Here is a 22,570-nt window from a genome sequence, read left to right as displayed (position 1 = left end):
TCAGCCACCCTGATTATCCTATATGAGTTCCCGGCGCCAGAACTGCTCCTTTTTTAACCACGATAATACCGTCCTGAACGGAGTATGTACCGTAATCGCCGTCACTGATATGTTTTCCTCCAATGATGCGTACGTTGTCTCCAATGTAGCAGTTTTTATCTAAAATTGCTTTCTCAATATAGCAGTATTTCCCGATTCCCATATTAGGCTGGCCCTTCGTGTCATTGTTTATAATTTCTACAGGATCCTGATAAAAATCGGCTCCCATAACGTAAGAGTTTACAATGGTACTTCCTTTATCGATTCTTGTTCTGTTTCCGATAACGGAATTTTCAATCTTATCGGCCAAAATAATGCATCCGTCACCGAAAACTGCTTTACTCACGTAAGAACCGTTAATTTTTGATGGCGGAAGCATTCTCGCTCTTGTATAAATTGGTGATGAAGAGAAGAGATTAAACTGAGGAAAATCCTGACAAAGATCCAGATTGGCTTCGTAGAAAGATTCAATGGTTCCGATGTCTGTCCAGTATCCTTCATACTGATAGCTTAAGGTGGTATATTTCCCGATAGAATTCGGGATGATGTCTTTTCCGAAATCGTCACCGGCTCCTTCTTCAAACATTTTTTTCAAAATGCTTTTAGTAAAGATGTAAATCCCCATCGAAGCAAGGTATTCTTTCCCTGCGTGTTTGTTTTCTTCCGAAACTTCGGATTTTAAACCGTCTAATATATCGTAGCCAGGTTTCTCAACAAAAGAGGTGATATTGCCTTCGTCATCGGAACTCAAGATCCCAAAGCCTGTTGCATCTTTGGCATTTACCGGAATGGTAGCAATGGTTACATCACCGCCTTTTTCGATATGGAAATCCAGCATTTCCCTGAAGTCCATCTGGTAGAGCTGATCTCCTGAAAGAATTAAGATATAATCATAATCATATTTGTCTAAATGCTTCATTGACTGGCGAACCGCATCAGCCGTTCCCTGGTACCAGTTCTCGTTTTCGACATTCTGCTCTGCCGCAAGAATATCAACAAATCCTTTACTGAATATGTCGAAATGGTAAGAGTTTTTAATATGTGAATTTAAAGAAGCTGAATTAAATTGCGTTAAAACCAGGATTTTATTCAATCCTGAATTTAAGCAGTTTGAAATAGGAATATCTACCAGCCTGTATTTTCCGGCAATGGGAACAGCCGGTTTTGATCTTGTATACGTGAGCGGGAACAATCTGGTTCCTCTACCTCCTCCTAAGACAATGGAAATTACATTGCGATTCATAAATTATTTTGCGTTTTATTTTATTAAGTTTACTATTCTGTTTTGGTGTCTATATTCATAAATCCACTCGATTTCTATGAGGTTTTTACAAATATTACTTTAGAAATTAATCAATTTTATATTTCAGATGAAAATTACCAAAATTTAATTTTTATATAAAGCTATATATTTTTCTGCTGACTTTTCCCATGAAAAATCAAAATTCATATTGGCATGAATAAGATTTTCCATTACGCTCTTCTGATTATACAGCATTAATGCTCTGTTCATTGCATGAATTGCGTCGTCTACTCCGGGATAGGTAAAATTGATTCCCGCACCTCCTGTTGAAATATCTTCTACTGTATCCTTCAGACCACCTGTATATCTAACGATCGGTACTGTTCCGTATCTCATGGAGTACATCTGGTTCAGACCACAAGGCTCCACCCTTGAAGGCATCAGCAAAAAATCCGCCGAAGCGTATATTTTATGGGAAAGATGTTCTTTATATCCTAAATCCAAAGCAAAGTTGGTATACGTATAATCGTATTCTTTAAGCTTATTCTCAATATAGCTGTTACCAGATCCCAAAACCATGATGTTAAGCGCTCCATAGCTTTGTTTAATACTTCTCCAGACAATATCAGGAAGAAGATCGGCACCTTTTTCGGTGGCAAACCTTCCGATAAAGGCAAACAAAGGAAGTTCCGGTTTCAGCCCGTATTCTTTACAAAGTTTTTCCTTGCCTTTCTTTTTCTGTTCAACAGCATTTTTACTGTTGAAGTTAAAATCCAGCATCGGGTCCGTTTCCGGGTTCCAAACTTCGGTGTCAATACCGTTGATAATTCCGTACGCTTTACTGAATTCATCTCTTACAAGGCTTTCAAGACCATGAAAGCTCACATAAAGCTCTTCGAGATACCCCTGTGAAACCGTAGTAAAGGCATTAGCACATTTGATCATACTTGCCAGAGGATTGATCAACCCGTTCCAGTCCATTAATCCCCACTTATACTGATCAAAAGATGGAAGATACCTTGCCATTTCCCAGCTCATCATTCCCTGGTATTCACCGTTGTGAATGGTTCCTACCGTTTTTACACCTTTAAGGAAAGAGAACTCCTGACAATATTCGATCATAAAAGGAACCAATCCTGTATGATAATCGTGACAGTGCAAAATATCCGGACGGATGTTCATCGCACTCAGCCAATGAAGAACACCATGCTGAAAAGCAATAAACTGGAAATTTTCATCCTGGTAGCCGTAAGGATTATCCCTGTCTAAAAGTCCCGGGATTTTTACCATGTACAATTCAAAGCCCAACACATTTGATTTTTCCTTTAAAACCTGTACCTGAAGCATATTTCCTCCCTGGTGAATGAAGCCATCAAAAACTATGTCAAACTCATGATCGTAAACAAAAGATTTGTTATACCAGGGCATAACAACCTTCGCATCAATACCTTTAATTTTGTTCTGATACTTCGGCAAAGCGCCCACTACATCGGCCAGACCTCCTACTTTTGCCACGGGGTAACACTCCGTGCTTAGATGATAAATTACCATTTCTATATTATCTTTTGTGGTGTTTAATTCTATTTTGTTTATATTTTTTGTCTTTTCTTTTTAAAATAATTCCGGCAAGCGGGGGAAGATTAATGCTGATGGATTTCTGATGCCCCATAAACTCTTCGTGCTGTTCATCAAAAATATCTGCTTTCACACCGCTTCCTGCGTACTGTTCGTCATCAGAATTGAATACCACTTCCCAGTGGCTCCCTGCGGTTACCCCTATTTTATAATCAATCACTCTGGGAGTAAGATTAAGAATAACCATACACGCATCATCCTTTCTTTCGCCTTTTCTAAGATAGATATAAACAGAGTTATCCACATCATCTGCCTGTATCCATTCAAAGCCTTCCGGAGAGAACTGATTTTCATAAAATGCCTCTTCATTCCTGTATATATGATTGAGGTCTTTTACAAGCTTCTGCAATCCCTTGTGGACGGGATATACAAGCAAATGCCAGTCCAGACTTTTTTTGAAATTCCATTCGCTGGTCTGCCCGAATTCATCGCCCATAAATAAAAGCTTGGCGCCGGGGTGTGTAAACATATACACATACAAGGCTCGGAGGTTGGCAAATTTCTGCCATTCGTCACCAAACATCTTGTAAATAAGACTTGCTTTACCGTGAACAACTTCATCATGGGAAAGAGGCATCATATAATTTTCATTATACACATACATCGAAGCAAATGTCAGTTTATGATGATGAAACTTCCTGCTGATAGGATCTACTTTAAAATAATCCAGTGTATCGTGCATCCAGCCCATCATCCACTTCATGCCAAATCCTACCCCTCCAGCATGAACAGGTTTTGTAAGCATTGGGAAATCCGAGCTTTCTTCAGCAATTGTGATAATATCTCCGAATTCTTTATATACTGCCGTATTAAATTCCTGTAAGAACGTTTTTGCTTCCAGATTTACATTTCCCCCATAGATATTGGGTTCCCATTCGCCCTCATTTCTGGAATAATCGAGATGGAGCATTGAAGTTACCGCATCCACACGGAGTCCGTCTGCATGATAACGTTCCAGCCAGAACATGGCATTTGAAATTAAGAATGATTTTACTTCATTTCTTCCGTAATTGAAAATATAGGATTTCCAGTCGGGATGAAAACCTTTTCTCGGATCTTCGTGCTCATACAGATAAGATCCGTCAAATCTGTGCAATCCATTCGCATCGCCCGGAAAATGAGAAGGAACCCAATCCAGAATAACCCCGACATCATTCCGGTGAAGTTCATCGATCAGAAACATAAGATCCTGAGGAGAACCGAACCGGGAAGTCGCCGCAAAAAAACCTGTAATCTGATACCCCCAGCTCGGATCGTAAGGGTACTCCATAACAGGCATGAATTCCACATGGGTGAATTCCATTTCTTTGACATAAGGAATAAGCCTTTGAGCAATATCGCGATAATTTAAGAATTTCTCGGAGTTTTCATCATTCCTCATCCATGAACCGATATGAAGTTCGTATACGGAAAGCGGAGCTTTAAGGCTGTTTTTTTTCCAGCGGCTTTGCATCCATTTCTTATCATTCCATTCGTACCATGTAGTGGAAACCAGCGATGCCGCCTGGAGATTCTGTTCCCAGCTCAATGCATAAGGATCACTTTTTTCGAGAATTTCTCCTCTTGCAGTTTCTATTGCGTATTTATACAGCGTTCCCCAGGTAAGGCCTGCAATAAAGCCTTCCCAGATTCCTGAGCCATCCCATCTGGGGAAAAGAATATGATCTTTTGGGTTCCAGCTGTTAAAGTTTCCGATTACCGAAACCTTCTTTGCGTTGGGAGCCCAAACCGAAAAGTAAACGCCCTGTATTCCGTCTTTTTCAGCAGAATGTGCCCCGAACTTATCGTACAGCTTATAATGTTTACCTTCCTTGAAAAGATAAATATCTTGATCCGTAAAAAGTGTATATGTTTTAACCGAATTCATCACGGTTCTGGTTTAAATTTTAATATTTTTCTGAAAGTACTAAAAAAATCAGAAAGAAAGGTTACATATTGTTGAAGAAATTATTATGTTTAATTGCCCATCATCACTTGTTTCTATCAAATATAGAGCTTTTTGAGGAGTATAAGATCATTTTAAAAATAATTTGCCATAAAAAGATTTTATTATAAATTTATCTTTGAATTGTTAAACACATATGGATGAGATTTGAACTCCGTACCGAAGAGCATGATGAAAGAAATATTTACATTACCGGAAACTTCAACAGCTGGAACCCAAAAGATGAACAGTACAAGCTGCATCAAACAGATCCCCGAACCTATTGTATAGAAATCGGTGATGAATTTCTGCCTGATTTTATTGAGTATAAATTTACAAAAGGCGGATGGGAAAATGTGGAGCTCGATCAATATGGGAATATTACGCCCAACAGAAAGATCAGCAAATCCGAAGCTGAAACTTCGGATATGGTAAAAAAATGGAGACTCAATTGGGGTCCATTCAAAAAAGAATTTTTCCCTATTGCAGAAGTTATTTCCGAAGCATTTTATATTCCACAGCTGGAACGCCACCGTAAAATCTGGGCCCTTCTGCCCTACGATTATTACATTTCCGACAAAAACTATCCGGTTCTTTATCTTCAGGATGCCCAAAATCTTTTTAATGAAGGAAGCGACTACGGAAACTGGGAGATCGATAAAAAGCTGTCCCTGCTGACGGAATACGGACGCGGTGATATTATCATCATTGCTATTGAACACGGAAGCGAAGACCGGATAAAGGAATATATTTTTGATAATGATCATGTAGCAAACGGCTCAGAAGGCAAGAAATACATCCGTTTCATCACCGATACGCTCAAACCTTTTGTTGACGAAAACTACCGTACTAAAAAAGATCGGGACAATACCGGAATCGGTGGAAGCTCACTGGGAGCCCTGATCAGTATTTACAGCGGCTTTCTTTATCCTGAAGTATACTCCAAACTGCTTATTTTTTCACCATCGTTGTGGGTTGAGCCCAACAACAATTTCCCGATGATGAATTTCAGAACCCCTTTCACAATGAAAATTTATTTATACGGTGGCGGTCAGGAGGGCTCTAAAATGGTAAAAAGAATTCATGTTTTCGAAGAATATCTGAAGCAGTGGGAAAAGAAAAATCTTTTTGATTTTGAATTCAGAACAAGTATCAATCCGGAAGGCACCCACAGTGAATTTTACTGGTCTCAGGAATTCCCCAGAGCTATCGAATGGCTCTACTACAACAGCAAAGAAAATCCTGCAGAAGTACAGCCTCAGCAAAACAGTATTAAAAATTAAATTATGAAATTAGTTAATAAAAAAATAAAAAGTTACACCCAGATATTTCATCTTTTTACAGAAGAAGAATGGTCAAGAACCTCTAAAAATTTCAATAAAAATATTGCCGCTTTTTTCACTGGAAAGAAGCATGAAGTTTTCATCAATGTTCAGGATGGAGGAATCGCTTATTTTATCGGTTTGGGCAAAGCCGATTCTCCTGCGTTTGAAATACAGCAGGTTGGTATTAAGTTTTCACAGACTTACAAAGAAAAACTATCAGCGGTTCCTACCCTTATTGTTGGAGATTTTATGGTAGAAAAGCAATTTGAAGAGTTTATAAAAGGTCTTCTTCTGGGTACTTACAATTATCCGTTTGAGAAAACCCACGCTTTCTGGAACCCGAAATTTGAGCTTCATTTCGAAAATTTAAGCCAGAAAAAACTGGATATGATCAGCCACAAATCTGAAGCATTGAGCAGCGGGCAGACTGCGTGTCAGGAATGGCTCAATAAGCCTGCAAATCTTAAAAAACCTGAGACGTTTGGCATATACTTAAAAAATATATCTAAAAAATACAACCTTAAATATACTTCATTCAACAGGAAAAAATGTGAGGAGCTGGGACTGGGTGCTTATCTTTCCGTAAATCAGGGCAGCGCTTACGATGCAGCATTTACGATTCTTGAATACAAGACCACTGTTAAAAATGCCAAAACATTCGGACTTGTAGGAAAATGTGTTCTTTTTGATACAGGCGGAATTTCCCTGAAAAACCCGGACAACATGCATTATATGAAGTCGGATATGGGTGGGGCAACAGCCGTTTTGGGAGCCTTAATATATGCAGCAGAAATGCAGCTGCCCGTGAATATTATTGCTGTTCTTCCAATTACAGACAATGCAATTTCGGAAAATGCCTTCCTGCCGAGCGACGTTATTACGGCCTACAACGGAAAAACCATAGAGGTACTGAATACCGATGCAGAAGGAAGAATGATTCTCGCAGACGGGCTTTCTTATCTTGCTAAAAATTACAAAACAAATATTCTTATTGATATCGCCACCTTAACAGGCAGCTCCGTAAGAATGTTCGGCGATACCTGCGGAGCGATGTTTTCCAATAATGAAGAGTTGAAAAATCTTCTGATAAAAACGGGTGACACCACGAACCAGCGGTTATGGAATCTTCCGCTATGGGATATCTGGAAAGATGATATCCGTTCTGATGTTGCCGATCTCAAAAACATATCCATGAAACCTATCGGAGACTGTATTGTTGCAGCAAAATTCCTGGAGCAGTTCATTGAAAATCACCCGAGATGGGCGCATCTTGATATTGCTGGTGTAGCTTTTGGAAATGTAGGGTACGCTAAAGAGAAAGCCGCTACCGGTTTTGGAGTACAATTATTGTCAGATTTAATCGAAAATTATCATTAAAAATTAGTTTATTACAAAAATTCTCTGTATAATTGAAACAGAATTTTCAAAATTGTATTTTATTTTATGTTTTAACAATAAATAAACAAATAAAAACATTATTTATTTTTGAAAATTCATCAAAAGCTTAAAAACATTATATGGAGAAGAAAACAATAGTATGTATTTCGTGCTATTACAAGGGGTATGACTTCATGGATGAGATGAAGAACCTCGGTAATAAGATTATTTTGGTAACGTCGGAAAATCTTAAAGAAAAAGACTGGCCGTGGCACGCCATTGATGAGGTTTTCTATATGCCCGAAATAAAGCCGTCTGTATGGAATCTCGATCATCTGGTTCAGGGATTTTCTTATCTTATGCAGACCAGAAAAGTAGATGCTGTTGTTGCTCTTGATGATTATGATGTTGAAAAAGCCGCCCTGATCCGTGAAACATTTCGTATTCCAGGGATGGGTCAGACTACACACCGATATTTCAGAGACAAACTTGCCATGAGGCAGAAAGCAAAAGATTCAGGAATTCATGTTCCGGAGTTTACAGCTGTTTTCAATAATGATGAAGTGAACCGTTTCGCAGATACAATTTCTCCTCCATGGGTATTAAAACCCCGCTCCGAAGCCTCTGCCTCCGGCATCAAAAAGCTGGCTTCCAAAGAAGAACTGTGGGAGGAACTCAATAATCTTGGGGAAGAACGCCATTTATTTTTATTGGAAAGTTTTAAGCCCGGTGATGTATATCATGTTGACAGTCTCACTTTTAATAAAGAAACGGTTTTCACATCCGCTTCAAAATACCTCTCGCCGCCTATGCAGGTTTCTCATGAAGGCGGTGTTTTCAGAACAAAAACGCTGGGAAGATATTCCGATGAATTTCAAGCGCTTGAAGCAGCCAATATGAAAGTTCTTTCCAGCTTCGGGCTTATACATGGCGCAACCCATACAGAATTTATCAAAAGTAAAGATGACGGCAAATACTACTTCCTGGAAACCTCATCGCGTGTGGGCGGTGCTCATATTCCTGATCTGGTGGAAGCTTCAAGCAGCATCAATATATGGAGAGAATGGGCCAGAATTGAAGATGCATTGCTTAAAGGAAATAACTACGAAGTTTCAAAACCGACAGGACATTATTCCGGGCTGATCATTGCACTGATTAAAGATAAAGATCCTGACTACAGCCATTTTGAAAGTCAGGAAACCGTAAAATTCTTACCCATTGAACATCATGTAGGTATTGTTTATAAATCAAGCGATCCGATTGTCATACAGGAAAGACTGGACTGGGCCGCAGAAAAAATTCTTGCGGAAATGCTGAATATTCTTCCTCCTAAAAGCAAACCGACAAGCTGAGCAATTAGCAATTAGCAACTAGCAATTAGCAACTAGCAACTAGCAACTAGCAACTAGCAACTAGCAACTAGCAACTAGCAACTAGCAACTAGCAACTAGCAAAAATACTGATAATCAATCATTTTTAAATTATCATTTAATACAACACATGCCACAAATAGAACATACAGATTATTATTCCCATATATTAGGAACAAGCCTTAAAGTTGAGGTTACCGGACATTACGGTTATCCGATCATTATGTTTCCTACTTCACAGGGGCTTTACACACAAAATCACGATTTTCACCTTAACGGAAGCATCAATTGGTTTGTGGAGCAGGGAAAAGTTAAACTTTATAATATCCAGACCATCGATAGCTGGAGCTTTTATGATGATAATATTTCCCCACAGCAGAGAATCAGAAATTATGAAAGATATGTTCAGTTTCTGATTCAGGAGTTTGTTCCTTATATTCAGAAAATCCATAAAACGCATCGTGTTGCGGTTGCCGGAGCAAGCTTCGGAGGATATCATGCGGCAAACTTTGCCTTCCGATTTCCGGATGTTGTTTCTCACCTCTTTTGTCTTTCCGGAGCTTTTAGTATCAGGAATTTTATGGATGGTTATTCCGATGAGCAGGTGTACTTCAATTGTCCCAGAGAATTCGTAAGAAATGATGAAGCCTGGAAATACAAGCATATGCATATTGTTTTGAGTACTTCCGACCAGGATATCTGCAGGGATAAAAATATTGAAATGGCAGAAATTCTGCGTTCAAAAGGAATTGATTTCTGGTATGACGAAAGAAAATGGATCAGCCACGACTGGCCGTTGTGGAGAATGGTTTTCCCTACATTTATCGGCGCATTTTTCTCTTAAAATTTAAAAATACAGATTAACAAATATTAAAAAAAATACAATTATGGTTAAAAAAGTCGGAATACTATTCGGTATGGAAGATACTTTTCCCTGGGCATTTATTGACAAAGTAAATGAGCTTGGTAAAGGTGAAATTGTTGCAGAACCGGTAAGTATTGATAAACTTGAACAAGGTGCAGATTACGGATACGCGGTAATTATCGACAGAATTTCTCAGGATGTGCCATTTTACAGAGCTTACCTTAAAAATGCAGCATTAAATGGAACATATGTCATCAATAACCCTTTTTGGTGGAGCGCTGATGAAAAGTTTTTCAATAATGCTTTAATGACAAAACTTGGAATTCCGCTTCCTAAAACTGTTTTGCTTCCCTCTTACGAAAGACCGGAGAATACTTCGGAAACTTCTTTCAGAAATTTAAAATTCCCTCACGATTGGGATTATATTTTCAATTATGTAGGCTTTCCTGCTTACATGAAGCCTCACGATGGCGGAGGCTGGAGGAATGTTTACCGCGTAGAAAGCGCTGAAGATCTCTGGGCTAAGCATTCTGAAACGGAACAGCTGGTCATGATGGTGCAGGAAGAAATTATTTTCGATGATTATTACAGAGTGTACTGTCTGGGTAAAAAATATGTTCACATCATGCCTTATGAACCCAGAAATGCCCATCATTTACGATATGCCACAACCCATCAGACACAAGGCGAAGAGCTGGAAAAATTATTAAAAACTATTCATGATTACACCATCAAAATGAATGAAGCATTAGGCTATGATTTCAATACGGTAGAATTTGCCGTTCGGGACGGAATTCCCTACGCTATCGACTTCTGCAACCCAGCACCGGATGCAGACAGGAATTCTGTAGGCGAAGAAAACTTTGCATGGATTGTGGAGCACGCCGCAAAACTTGCCATAGAAAAAGCAAAAGAATATGTTCCCGGAAAACCGAATATCTCCTGGGGAACCTTCGTAAAAGATTCTGTAAAATAAAACATTCAAATAAAACACGAAAAAAAATGCATCAATTTACTATCGGGATAGAAGAAGAATATCAAATCATTGATGTTGAGAGCCGGGACCTGGTTTCTCATGTTTCGAAAATTATCGAAGGCGGAAAAGCTGTTTTAAGTGAAAACCTAAAGCATGAAATGCACGAATCCATGATTGAAATGGAAACGGGAATCTGCCAGAATATTCAGGAAGCCAAAGCAGAATTGACCAATCTGAGAAGACATCTCATTAAAACCGCTCACGAACAGGGACTTCGTGTTTCCGGCGGCGGAACGCACCCTTTTTCAAACTGGGAACACAACACCATCACCAATGGTGAACGATATATTAAAATCGTTGACGACATGGGCGATGTAGCACGTGGCAACCTCATTTTCGGACTGCATGTTCATATCGGAATTCCGAACCGCGAAGAAGGAGTCAGAATACAGAATGTGATGCGGTATTTTCTGCCGCATGTTTATGCGCTTTCCACTAATTCCCCGTTCTGGATTGGCAGAAATACAGGTTTTAAATCATACAGACAGGAAATTTTCGTTAAATTTCCACGAACCGGAATTCCCAGCTTTTTCAATTCTCTTGCAGAATTTGACAGCTATGTGGATCTCCTAGTAAAAACAGGAACCATCGACAACGCCAAGAAAATCTGGTGGGATCTCCGGGTTCATCCATTCTATCCTACGATTGAATTTAGGATTTGCGATATGCCATTAAGAATAGAAGAAACAGTTTGTCTGGCAGCAATTATGCAGTCTCTGGTAGCGAAGATTTATAAACTTCACCAGCAGAATTTAAGCTTCAGAAGCTACAGACGATTATTATTGAATGAAAATAAATGGCGAGCCTCAAAAAGCGGAATAGAAGCACATCTTATTGATTTCGGGAAAGAAGAATCCGTACCGTACCCTGATCTTTTGAAGGAACTTCTTGAGTTTATTGATGATGTGGTAGATGAATTGGGATGCAGAAAAGAAGTAGAATATGCCTGGACAATTCTTGAAAACGGAACCGGCGCAGACCGTCAGCTCCGAATATTTAATGAAACAGGAGACCTTACGAAAGTCGTTGATTATATGATCTCCGAAACCGAATATGGTATCACTCACGGTGAAGCACTACATTCATAATATTTGATACATTTGTATAAAATTTAAGATATATGAATGATATTCGAATCGCTTTGCTGGATATGAATAATAATCAGGTGAATCAGGGATTTAAAAATATAAAAGAAATTTCTGAAGCATTCAGGCAAAGCTGTACGGGAGAAAATGTAAGCATTACAACATTCGATGTACGATCTAAGAATGAAATTCCCGATATCAAAGATTTTGATATATTCATTTCTTCCGGAGGACCGGGAAACCCGCACCATGAAGGACTTGAATGGGAAGATCAATTCAGTGTTTTTTTAGATTCGGTTTACAATCACAACCGGATCAGTCCGGAAAAAAAATATCTTTTTCTGGTCTGCCATTCTTTTCAGCTGGCAAGCATCCACTGGAAGCTGGGCAATATCTGTAAAAGGAAATCCTATTCTTTCGGCGTAATGCCTGTGCACAAAACAGAAGACGGTGAAGAGGAGTTTCTCTTTAAAAATCTTCCGGACCCTTTCTACGCTGTGGATTCGCGTGCCTATCAGTTTATTGAGCCGGACCATGAGCGTTTTGAAAAAATGGGAATGAAAATTACAGCGATTGAAAAATTCCGTCCTCATATTGATCTGGAGAGAGCGGTAATGGCAGTAAGGTTTTCTGAAGAGATCTTCGGTACACAGTTTCATCCCGAAGCCAATCCTGAAGGAATGATTGAAAATCTGAAAGATGAAAAGAACAAACTGGCCATGATTGAAAACTTCGGAATGGAAAAATACCTGGAAACGATCGACCGAATTGATGATGAAGATAAAATTACCCTTACGCAGTCTCAGATTTTACCGAGGTTTTTAGATCAGGCCAAACAAAATATTATCAGCAGAATCAATGTTCTGATTTAGCAAAATAAATTTAATACAGTAAACATAATCGGGCGGTATTGTCCGATTTTTTTAAATCACAAAAGAAAAAGGATTATGATTTCAAAATACCGAAAGCAATTTAATCAGGAATTCTCACAGGAAAAATATCTTCAGGTTAAGGAATATTTAAAGCAAAAAAGCGGACTGGAACCCGCATTCAGAATTTCTGAAAGTCCGCTTTTCCTTACCAAAGATTTTGAAGCTAAACTGATCGATGCAAGCAACAGTATTATCAATCAGATAAAATATTTACCTTCTGTTGTCTTACAAAAAGCCGTTCCTGATAACTGCAGGGTTCCGAATGATACAGACAAACCGCATTTTTTTACCATAGATTTTGGAATCTGTAAAAATGAAAACGGCGAAGTAGAGCCGCAGCTCATCGAACTCCAGGCTTTTCCTTCACTGTATGCATTCCAGAGAGTATTTGAGAATGCATTTTGTGAAATATATCCGTTCCTGTCCGAATTGAGAAATACAATTTCTCCCGAAGATTTTAAAAATCAGCTCAATGATCTTATTGTCGGAAACGAAAATCCTGAACATGTAGTGCTTCTTGAAATTTATCCCGAAAAGCAGAAAACGGCCATCGATTTTATCCTGACAGAACAATTACTTGGAATAAAAACAGTTTGCCTTACCAAGGTAAAAAAGAACGGCAGAAAACTTTATTATGATAATGAAGGGCAGTTAATTGAAATCAAAAGAATTTATAATCGCGTTATTTTTGATGAGTTAGACCGCATTCCTGATCTTAAAACGGAGTTTGATTTCCGTGAAGATATTGATGTAAAATGGATTACACATCCCAATTGGTTTTTTAAAATTTCTAAATTTTTATTGCCGCTTTTACAACATCAATTTGTCCCGAAAAGCTATTTTTTACATGAATTCCCTGAAACAGAGGATTTGAAAAATTTTGTTTTAAAACCATTGTTTTCATTTGCGGGAAGCGGGGTTAATTTAAATCCCACAAAAGAAATTACAGACACCATTGAGGACAGACAAAATTACATTCTTCAGAGAAAAGTAGATTACGCTCCCATTTTCGAAGATATCAACGGAGATTTTTCGAAAGCAGAGATCCGTTTGCTCTATATCTGGCCTGAAAACAGCGACCATCCTATTCTGGTGGAAAATTTGGCAAGAATGACGAAAGCAGCAATGGTAAACGTCGATTTCAATAAAAAAGATGCCATCTGGATCGGAAGCTCGAATGCTTTTTTTGCGGAAGAATAATTGATATAATTAAATCCATCAGACCTTAGCAAAGATAAATTTCAGAATTTTTATAAAAAGTTTCGGCGGCATCTTCGATGCCGCCGAAACTTTTTTAAATATGATTATAACATTCTGTCATCTTCCATTAATTCCCTGGTCTGGTAATCCTGTACGAGGTCAATCGCATTGGAAATTACGTCGCTTAAGGCCGTGATAAAAGTACCTTCCTCAGCCATTCCCATGGCATGTTTCAGCGCTTCAATCTCCTTAGGAATGATTTCATAGCTCACATCTTTTCCTGAAGACTGCATTCCTTCGATGATCAGTCCGTTGATTTCGTCTTCCGTACGTCCGCGGAGATGCTTTTCGTTTCTGATGATGATATGATCGAACATTCTTCCTGCAATCTTGCCGCACTCCCGGATATCGCTGTCTCTTCGGTCTCCTACGCCTGAAATAATTCCAATCTTTTTTGTTGCCTCCACATTTTTAAGATAATCTTCAATAGCCTGATATCCCGAAGGATTATGAGCAAAATCAATAAGAACTTTGAAATTTTTAAACTTAAATACATTCAAACGGCCCGGGGTAAGCTGGGCACTTGGAATAAAAGTTCTTAAAGAATTGGAAATATCTTCAATCCCGAATCCATACAGATAACAGGAAAGACTCGCAGCCAATACGTTTTCAATCATAAATTTGGCTTTCCCTTCCATGGTAATCGGAAAATCTTTAGCCTTGCCGATTCTTATTTTCCAGTCTCCTTTTTTAATCGTAACAAATCCTTCCTCATAAACACAGGTAATCTTGCCTTCTTTGGCAAATTTCTGAATATGAGGATTGTTTTCATTCATACTGAAAATCGCAACATGACTGTCAAGATCATTAACAATTTTCATGGAATACTCATTATCGGCATTCAGAATGCTCCAGCCGCTTTTCTTTACACTGTCCAGAACGACTCTTTTTACCCGCGTAAGATCCCTGAGGTTGTGGATATCATTCATTCCGAGGTGATCTTCCGCAATATTGGTCAATACCCCGATATCACACTGTGAAAAACCAAGCCCGGAACGTAAAATTCCGCCGCGAGCAGTTTCAAGCACGGCAAACTCAACGGTAGGATCTTTTAGGATAAATTCTGCAGATAATGGGCCTGTCGTATCACCTTTTGTAAGCATGGTATTCTGGATATAGATTCCGTCTGAAGTCGTAAAGCCTACTCTGTAACCATTGCTTTTCACAATATGAGAGATCAGTCTCGTTGTCGTTGTCTTTCCGTTGGTTCCGGTAACCGCAATAATCGGGATGGTAAAAGGTTTTCCCGGAGGATACAGCATATCTACCACAGGAGCGGCAACATTTCTCGGAAGCCCTTCACTTGGAGCAAGGTGCATTCTGAATCCGGGTGCAGCATTCACTTCAATAATGGCTCCTCCACTCTCTTTTAAAGGCTGGGTAAGATTTTCCGCCATAATATCAATTCCGCAGACATCAAGGCCGATGATTTTTGAAATCCTTTCAGCCATGGTGATATTTTCCGGGTGCACCATATCGGTAACATCAATTGATGTACCTCCCGTTGAAAGGTTAGCTGTTGATTTCAGATAAACCACTTCTCCCTTTTGAGGAACTGTCTCCAGGGTGTAGTTGAGTTTTTCTAAAAGCTCGGTAGTATCTTTATCAACTTCAATTTCTGTTAATACATTTTCGTGTCCGTATCCTCTTCTCGGATCTTTATTTTCTTTTTCAATAAGTTGCTGAAGATTTAATTCACCATCGCCTACAACGTGAGCAGGAACCCTTCTGGCAGCAGCAACCATTTTATTGTTGATGACCAGCACCCTGAAATCGTATCCGGTAATATATTTTTCAACAATAACTTTTTTAGAATATTTCTGGGCGTGTTGCAATCCTATTTTTGCAGATTCCCAGTCATTGACGTTGATAGAAGAACCTTTTCCATGATTTCCATCCAGAGGTTTAATAACCACGGGATATCCTATTTTCCTTACTACACTGTCAAGACCTTCTTCATCCATGATAAGATCTCCGATAGGCACAGGAATCGCAGCATCGTGCAGCATTCTCTTGGTAAGTTCTTTATTGCAGGCAATATCCACGGCAATAGAGCTCGTTTTCCCGGTAATGGTGGCCTGAAACCTTTGCTGATTCACTCCGTAACCAAGCTGTACCAAAGAGTTTGTTCCTAATCGGATCCACGGGATTTTTCTGGAAACAGCCTCTTCAACAATGCTTCCTGTTGAAGGTCCTAGACGAACCCTTTCGCGGATTTCCTTAAGTTTCTGAATACAGGCATTAATATCATATTCTTCGCCTTTAATCAAAGCTTCCGCAATTTTTACGGATTCTTCCGCGGCAAAAATTCCTGCGTTTTCTTCAATATAATTAAATACGACATTGTATACTCCGGGTGTTTTAGTCTCCCGTGTTCTTCCAAAGCCCACTTCCATCCCTGCAAGTGTCTGGATTTCCAAAGCGATGTGCTCGATTACGTGTCCCATCCATGTTCCTGTTTCAACACGGTGAAAGAATCCTCCTTCTACTCCTTCAGAACATCTGTGAGCGAATAAGGAAGGCAGCAATTTTTCAATCCTTTCCCTGAATCCTTCGATCTTATTGGTAGGAAAATTTTCCATTTCTTCCAGGTCCAACCTCATCTGTATCAGCTTCTTTCGTATGATACTCCAAATATTCGGGCCGCGCAATGCCTGTATTTTTTCAATTTTCATAATCTATTTGCATTTTTAATAGTTAACAATAACTGCATCTAGAATCAAAGATAATGCAAAACCCTAAACAAAACTATACCACATTTGAATATTTATTAAAAATAATCATTCTTTAGTAATCATTCTAAAATCCTCAAAATCAATTTTATGTACCATGAAATTTTTTCAGCTGTTAATATTTTTTTAAATTTGCACTCTATGACGAAACCTGTTGGAAAATTAATTGTTATTGGTGGTGCGGTAAACAAAGGAAGTTTTGCAGAAACCGATTTTGATCAGAATATAGAAAAAAACCTTAATTTTTTTGAGCGAGGGATCCTTAGAAAAATTATCAACGAGTCTAAGCATAAGGAAAATTCTGTTATTGAAATTATTACCACAGCCTCACAGATTCCTCAAATTGTAGGCTCTGAATATAAAAAAGCTTTTGAATTTTTAGGAGCAAAAAATGTAAATATACTGGATATTCACAACCGTGAAGAAGCCAATTCTGATGCTATTGTCGCAAGGGCAAATGCTGCAGACGTTGTAATGTTTACCGGCGGAGATCAGCTTCGTCTTACCTCCATCCTTGGCGGAACAAGATTTCATGATACCATTTTACTTAAATACCAGGAGCAGGATTTCATTTATTCAGGAACTTCTGCCGGAGCTGCTGCTGCCTCTGAAAATATGATTTACCAGGGGAGCAGTTCTGAAGCATTGCTGAAAGGTGAGATCAAAACCACACAGGGATTAGGATTGATAGACAACGTCATTATTGATACGCACTTTGTACAAAGAGGAAGAATCGGAAGGCTTTTCCAGGCAGTGGTCAACAATCCGAGAACCCTGGGAATCGGTCTTGGGGAAGATACTGGTCTTTTTATTTATAACGACGTAATGACGGCCGTAGGTTCCGGACTTGTAATTTTGGTCGACGGAAGATTTATTAAGGATACCAACCTTACGAATATTAACCTCGGAGAACCGATTTCTATTGATAACCTTACGGTACACGTAATGTCGATGAACGATCATTACGATCTTACCACCAAAGTACTCACTATAGAAAATTCGCAATTTAATCCTATTCCACAGGAAAAGTAGCACCTTTTTTTCAGGTTAAATGAATCGCCATTTAATTTTTTCTGAATTTTATTTTTCGGTCTGTTGAATCATATCCGGTTTTGAAAAATTTGGCTATCTTGTCTGCAAAAACAATATTACAATGAAGGTAATCATTCACGGTGGATTCTTTTCAGAAAGCGATCAGAGTCATGAGGTAAAAACTGCCAAGCAGGAGTCTCTGAAAAACATTGCAAAACAGGCTTTTGAATTTTTACAAACCCATTCTGCTTTTGACACAGCTGCATTTGCCGTTTCCTTATTAGAAAACGATGAACTTTATAATGCCGGTATTGGTTCACAGATCCAAAGTGACGGGATTATACGGATGAGTGCAGCCATTATGGATGGAGAAACGCAGAAAATGAGCGGCGTAATTAATATTCAGGATGTAAAAAACCCGGTTTTTGTAGCGAAGGAACTTATGAAGGAAGACGACAGGGTCTTAGGCGGAAGCGGAGCTAAAAAATATGCCACAACTCATGGTTTCGAAAATTTCTCTACCGAAATTCCAAAAAGAAGAAAAGAATACGAAGAAAAATTAAATAACGGCGGAAAAGGTACAGTGGGCTGCGTAGTAATCGACAAAGACGGAAAATTGGCTGTCGCAACCTCTACCGGAGGAAAAGGATTTGAGATTCCGGGAAGAATTTCAGATTCTGCCACCGTAGCCGGAAATTATGCCAATTCTTTCTGTGCTGTTAGCTGCACAGGAGTGGGTGAAGATATTGTAAGCAATGCTACAGCAGCAAAGATCGTTACAAGAGTAACCGACGGAATGTCCCTCGGCGAAGCTTTTGACAAAACTTTTAATGAACTGAAAACTTTTGACGGTTTTGCAGGAGCCATTGCCATCGATCAGCACGGAAATTTATACCATCAGGATTCTCATCCCACTATGGTCTTCGCAAGTTTTGACGGAGAAAATTTAAAAACCTTCCATTAACTTTAACATTATTTTATAGTTCTGATATTTTTTTTGGCACGTATTTTACATGATTACTAGTAACAAATTTTAATATTAACACCTAAAAAATAGAAATCATGGGAAATAAGACAAAAGGTTTATTGGCATTAGTTGGTCTTGGAGCTTTAGCATATTGGAAATACAAAAACTCAAGCCCTGAGCAACAACAAATGGTAAAAGATAAATTGAATAGTGCTAAGGATAACCTAAACAAATGGGGAAATGATCTTAAAAACAAAGCCAACAATGTTGCTTCCCAGGTTCAGGACAAAGCTGATGAATTTAAAAACCAGGCACAGGATTCTGTAAACAAAGCACAGGAAACCGTAAGCTAAGACTAGTTATTTAACATTCATATATTTCAAAAAAAGTCATTGTAATTTAAAATATTACGATGACTTTTTTTGTGCTTCTATCGCGAAAACCAAAGGTACTTTATTACCAAACATGGAAATTCGCCATTTTCCTTTTTCAAATTCCTGAACATGTCTGAAACAAGGATAAGGTGACCAATCGAATTCTTTAAACTGATGTATTTTCAAATTATTATCAATCAGGCTTTGCAATACTTCTGCTAAAGAATGGTTCCACATCACATATTCCTGAACAATATTCGCGGAAGGGTCTGCATAAGTTCCTTCGTATGTTTCTACAATAGGCTTTTCATTAAAATAATTGTATTTCACCCCTTCAAAATCATCATCAAACATCCAAACAACCGGATGAAACTCTGCCATTACAAATTTTCCGTCAGGCTTTAAGAAATGAGAAATTACTTTCGCCCAACGGTCAAGGTCAGGAAGCCAGCCGATCGTGCCATAACTCGTAAAAACAATATCAAATTTTTCATCAAGAACATTGGAAAGACTGTACAGATCAGTACATATAAACTGAGTATCAGTACCGCATTTTTGTGCCAGTTCCTGTGCTGCGGCAATAGCTTTGTCAGACAAATCGATTCCTGTTATTTTACCTCCCAGTCTGGATAGGGAAATAGAATCCTGACCAAAATGGCATTGCAGATGAAGAATTGTTTTATTTTTAATCTTTCCTAAAAGCTCCAGTTCGATAGAATTCAGAGAAGTTCTGCCCATTAAAAATTCATCCACAAAATAAAAATCCGATTTCAAATGCGGCTCTACTTTGGCATTCCATGATTTTCTGTTGATTTCCAAATAGTTTTCCATGATTAATATTTTATTTTTAAAAGTATAAAAATAAATGTAACTATAATTACAGGCTCATTTAAAAGTAATTCAATTAAAAAGGCAGATTTTTTTAATTTGTTTCGATGTAAAAGGATATTCTCGTGAGGTTAATCTACATTTTAGCAAAGTAGTTTTACTTTTTTGCGTAGTAAATTTACATTTTACCATTGCAATTCTACATTGGCACGATGTAAATTTACTTTCTTGAATGATAAGGTTACTTTCTTATATGGTAAAGTTACTTTTTTGCGAGGTAAAGTAACATTTTAATCTTGTAGTTTTACATTTTCTAAAAGTTATTCGATTTTTTTGATATATAATCGCCATTTATAACAAATCCAGTAAATATCCCATTATGGAACCTGATACAACGATCAGCGCACTATTCATTTTCCTGTATCGAAAACTTATATAAAAGGATACAACAGCAATAAGAATCGTTCGCCAGTCAGTAACCGTTTCTATTCCCATACTGATGCAGACGGAAACAATAATAGCAACCGAAGCTGCATTGACCGCATCGAGAAAGACTGAAAAAATTTTCGAGTTTCTCATCTTTTTTACGAGGGGATTCAGCAAGGCAACAAACAGAAATGAAGGTAAAAAAATCCCGAGGGTTGAAATGGCAGCCCCACCCCATCCGTTGATCTGATATCCGATGAATGTAACCGATGAGAAAACCGGCCCCGGAGTAAACTGACCTACTGCAATAGCATCAATAAGCTGTTTCCTGTTCAGTATTCCGTTTGCAACAAGCTCTGCATCAAGAAAGGCAAAAAGTACATAACCGCTTCCGTAAAGAATAGATCCTACTTTCAGGAAAATCAGGAAAAGCTTAAGGTTTAAAGATGATATAAAATTATTTTCACTTCCCTGTAAATAAACGAGAGGAATAAGATTTTTCAAATCTCCGGATCTTCCGGAGCGTGCAAAAGTGATAAGCATGTAAAGAATTCCTGCTCCGAAAAGAAGAAAAACTTCATTGTAACCTAATAATGATCCCGCTAAAACAAGCAGTCCCAGAATTATAAGACCTGCTGTCTTAAAAGATTTTTTTGCTAAAGGAAAGATCGCCGATAAAATCACAGCAATAATAGCCGGTTTAATTCCGTAAACAAATGGCTGAATTTCCGGCAGAGCACCGTATTTTTTATAGAGCCACGCCAATATCGCGGTAATAAAAACTGCAGGAAGTATAAAACATACACCTGCAGTAATTAAGCCTTTCCAGCCTGCTTTTTCTCTTCCGATATGAATGGCCATTTCCGTACTGTTGGGTCCGGGAATTAGATTGGTAGCTCCTATCAGATCCAGAAAATGCTGTTGGGACATCCACTTTCTTTTTGTAACAACCTCATTCTGCATCATGGATATATGTGCAGCAGGGCCTCCGAAACCAATTATTCCCAGCTTGAGAAAAAGCCTGGCTATTTCTTTTAGATCTTCTGTATTTTTCATGGCATTTCCTGAGTAACAAACCTTGTTTTTGGCAACAAAGACTGTGCACGGGAAATTTCCTGATACGGAATATTATTTCCTGAAATGTATATTACTTTCAGCTTTTTCATTTTTTCCAAACCTGGAGGAAAAGCCGTAATTTTATTATTCCTAATATCCAGAACTTCAAGATTTTCCAGATTATAAATTTCTGTCAAACATTCGTTCGTAAGCTCATTTCTATCAATGAAAAGTCCTGTCAGTCCCGTCATGCCAATCATTCCGGGAGGGATCTGGCTAATTTGATTTTTATAAATATCCAGCCTTTTAAGACCTGAAATCTTGTATAGTTCCTTCGGGAAAACTTTAAATGCATTATTGTCCAAATGCAGCGTTTTCAAATTTTGAAGTCCGGAAAATCCGTTTGGCAAAGCTTTCAAAAGATTTTCCGAAAACCATACATCATTAACCATATTCAAAAATCCTATTTCTTCGGGCAGCTCAGACATCAGGCTTCCACTTACGGATAAAGTCTCCAGACTTTTCAGATTCTTTATGGAAGGCGGAAGATTTCTACCGGGTTTTCCTTCAGCACTTTTTAAACTTCTGATATCTAATCCTCTTGATAATCCCAGCCTTTTAAGCATTTTTAGCTTTCCAATATCCTCAGAAAAATCAAAATAACTGAACTGAAAATATTCTAAATCTTCCAATGATTTAAGGTTAAAAATCACAGGAGACATCTTTTCTGTAAGCATATTATGCAGTGCAAGCTTTTTCAATTGTTTCAAAGAAGCAAACTCTTTGGGGAAATCTTTAATTTTGTGCCCTCCGGTGAGCATAAAAGATTCAAGATTTTTTAGCCTGGAAATTTTTCCGGGTATGCTTGTGAGCTGATCCGATTCAATTACTGTCAGGGATTTAATATTCCATGTAAAAATATGTTCCGGAAATGCTGTGATCTCACTGAGCACTACCCGATCGCTTTCTTTGCTGAGGTCCTGTTTAGGAATTTCCGGCATTCTTTCTTGTGCCTGAGTAAAAACAAAAGATATCAGTAGTGCTGAAAATAAGATGTTCTTCAT

At 38.3% G+C, this 22,570-nt stretch carries 18 protein-coding genes; 11 read left to right on the top strand and 7 right to left on the bottom strand.

The genetic code is table 11. The features are described 5' to 3' along the window. Window positions 1–13: 13 nt before the first annotated feature. The 3 genes from ACYT6F_RS13590 to glgB form a co-directional block, all read right to left on the bottom strand. Complete coding sequence (locus ACYT6F_RS13590) at window positions 14–1,282, bottom strand: glucose-1-phosphate adenylyltransferase (RefSeq protein WP_472598197.1); 1,269 nt, start codon at window positions 1,280–1,282, stop codon at window positions 14–16. 144 nt (window positions 1,283–1,426) lie between these two features. Beyond that, window positions 1,427–2,833, bottom strand: a complete 1,407-nt coding sequence (locus ACYT6F_RS13585) for a glycogen synthase (RefSeq protein WP_472598196.1) — start codon at window positions 2,831–2,833, stop codon at window positions 1,427–1,429. Window positions 2,834–2,840: 7 nt separating this feature from the next. Continuing rightward, window positions 2,841–4,784 (bottom strand): 1,4-alpha-glucan branching protein GlgB, encoded by a 1,944-nt coding sequence (gene glgB, locus ACYT6F_RS13580; protein ID WP_472598195.1) that lies wholly within the window; start codon window positions 4,782–4,784, stop codon window positions 2,841–2,843. 218 nt (window positions 4,785–5,002) lie between these two features. Between glgB and ACYT6F_RS13575 the strand changes: the two genes are divergently transcribed. From ACYT6F_RS13575 to ACYT6F_RS13540, 8 genes are all read left to right on the top strand, one after another. Continuing rightward, window positions 5,003–6,124, top strand: a complete 1,122-nt coding sequence (locus ACYT6F_RS13575) for an alpha/beta hydrolase (protein WP_472598194.1) — start codon at window positions 5,003–5,005, stop codon at window positions 6,122–6,124. 3 nt (window positions 6,125–6,127) lie between these two features. Further along, window positions 6,128–7,543 (top strand): leucyl aminopeptidase family protein, encoded by a 1,416-nt coding sequence (locus ACYT6F_RS13570; RefSeq protein ID WP_472598193.1) that lies wholly within the window; start codon window positions 6,128–6,130, stop codon window positions 7,541–7,543. Between the two features lie 140 nt (window positions 7,544–7,683). Then, window positions 7,684–8,895 carry an ATP-grasp domain-containing protein gene (locus ACYT6F_RS13565; protein ID WP_472598192.1) on the top strand — a complete coding sequence of 404 codons (1,212 nt, stop codon included), beginning with the start codon at window positions 7,684–7,686 and terminating at the stop codon, window positions 8,893–8,895. A 148-nt stretch (window positions 8,896–9,043) separates the two neighbouring features. Further along, window positions 9,044–9,757, top strand: coding sequence for an alpha/beta hydrolase-fold protein (locus ACYT6F_RS13560; protein ID WP_472598191.1), 714 nt, complete (start codon window positions 9,044–9,046; stop codon window positions 9,755–9,757). Window positions 9,758–9,800: 43 nt separating this feature from the next. After that, the gene (locus tag ACYT6F_RS13555; RefSeq protein WP_472598190.1) at window positions 9,801–10,754 is read left to right on the top strand and encodes an ATP-grasp domain-containing protein; all 954 of its coding nucleotides are present in this window, start codon (window positions 9,801–9,803) and stop codon (window positions 10,752–10,754) included. A gap of 26 nt (window positions 10,755–10,780) precedes the next feature. Further along, window positions 10,781–11,902 (top strand): carboxylate-amine ligase, encoded by a 1,122-nt coding sequence (locus ACYT6F_RS13550; protein WP_169230751.1) that lies wholly within the window; start codon window positions 10,781–10,783, stop codon window positions 11,900–11,902. 32 nt (window positions 11,903–11,934) lie between these two features. Then, complete coding sequence (locus ACYT6F_RS13545) at window positions 11,935–12,771, top strand: type 1 glutamine amidotransferase (RefSeq protein ID WP_472598189.1); 837 nt, start codon at window positions 11,935–11,937, stop codon at window positions 12,769–12,771. 75 nt (window positions 12,772–12,846) lie between these two features. Further along, window positions 12,847–14,031, top strand: a complete 1,185-nt coding sequence (locus ACYT6F_RS13540) for a hypothetical protein (protein WP_472598188.1) — start codon at window positions 12,847–12,849, stop codon at window positions 14,029–14,031. Between the two features lie 104 nt (window positions 14,032–14,135). Here the strand turns inward: ACYT6F_RS13540 and cphA are convergent, their stop codons facing one another. Continuing rightward, window positions 14,136–16,766, bottom strand: coding sequence for a cyanophycin synthetase (gene cphA / locus ACYT6F_RS13535; protein WP_472598187.1), 2,631 nt, complete (start codon window positions 16,764–16,766; stop codon window positions 14,136–14,138). Between the two features lie 198 nt (window positions 16,767–16,964). Between cphA and ACYT6F_RS13530 the strand changes: the two genes are divergently transcribed. From ACYT6F_RS13530 to ACYT6F_RS13520, 3 genes are all read left to right on the top strand, one after another. Next, window positions 16,965–17,855: a cyanophycinase gene (locus ACYT6F_RS13530; protein ID WP_072885670.1), complete on the top strand. Its 891-nt coding sequence runs from the start codon at window positions 16,965–16,967 to the stop codon at window positions 17,853–17,855. A 121-nt stretch (window positions 17,856–17,976) separates the two neighbouring features. Further along, window positions 17,977–18,819: an isoaspartyl peptidase/L-asparaginase gene (locus ACYT6F_RS13525; RefSeq protein ID WP_472598186.1), complete on the top strand. Its 843-nt coding sequence runs from the start codon at window positions 17,977–17,979 to the stop codon at window positions 18,817–18,819. Between the two features lie 98 nt (window positions 18,820–18,917). After that, on the top strand, window positions 18,918–19,175 hold the full coding sequence (locus ACYT6F_RS13520) for a YtxH domain-containing protein (protein ID WP_472598185.1): 258 nt from the start codon (window positions 18,918–18,920) through the stop codon (window positions 19,173–19,175). Between the two features lie 54 nt (window positions 19,176–19,229). Here ACYT6F_RS13520 and ACYT6F_RS13515 read toward each other — a convergent pair whose 3' ends face one another. From ACYT6F_RS13515 to ACYT6F_RS13505, 3 genes are all read right to left on the bottom strand, one after another. After that, window positions 19,230–20,027, bottom strand: a complete 798-nt coding sequence (locus ACYT6F_RS13515; protein ID WP_472598184.1) for a class I SAM-dependent methyltransferase — start codon at window positions 20,025–20,027, stop codon at window positions 19,230–19,232. A 348-nt stretch (window positions 20,028–20,375) separates the two neighbouring features. Then, window positions 20,376–21,506: a chromate efflux transporter gene (gene chrA, locus ACYT6F_RS13510; RefSeq protein WP_472598183.1), complete on the bottom strand. Its 1,131-nt coding sequence runs from the start codon at window positions 21,504–21,506 to the stop codon at window positions 20,376–20,378. Next, the gene (locus tag ACYT6F_RS13505) at window positions 21,503–22,570 is read right to left on the bottom strand and encodes a leucine-rich repeat domain-containing protein (RefSeq protein ID WP_472598182.1); all 1,068 of its coding nucleotides are present in this window, start codon (window positions 22,568–22,570) and stop codon (window positions 21,503–21,505) included. The genes chrA and ACYT6F_RS13505 overlap by 4 nt, the downstream gene beginning before the upstream one ends.

The sequence above is a fragment of the Chryseobacterium sp. NG-CE01 genome (assembly GCF_055695505.1).
Note: the sequence above shows the minus strand (reverse complement) of the source record. Positions and strands in the feature narration are given on the sequence as shown.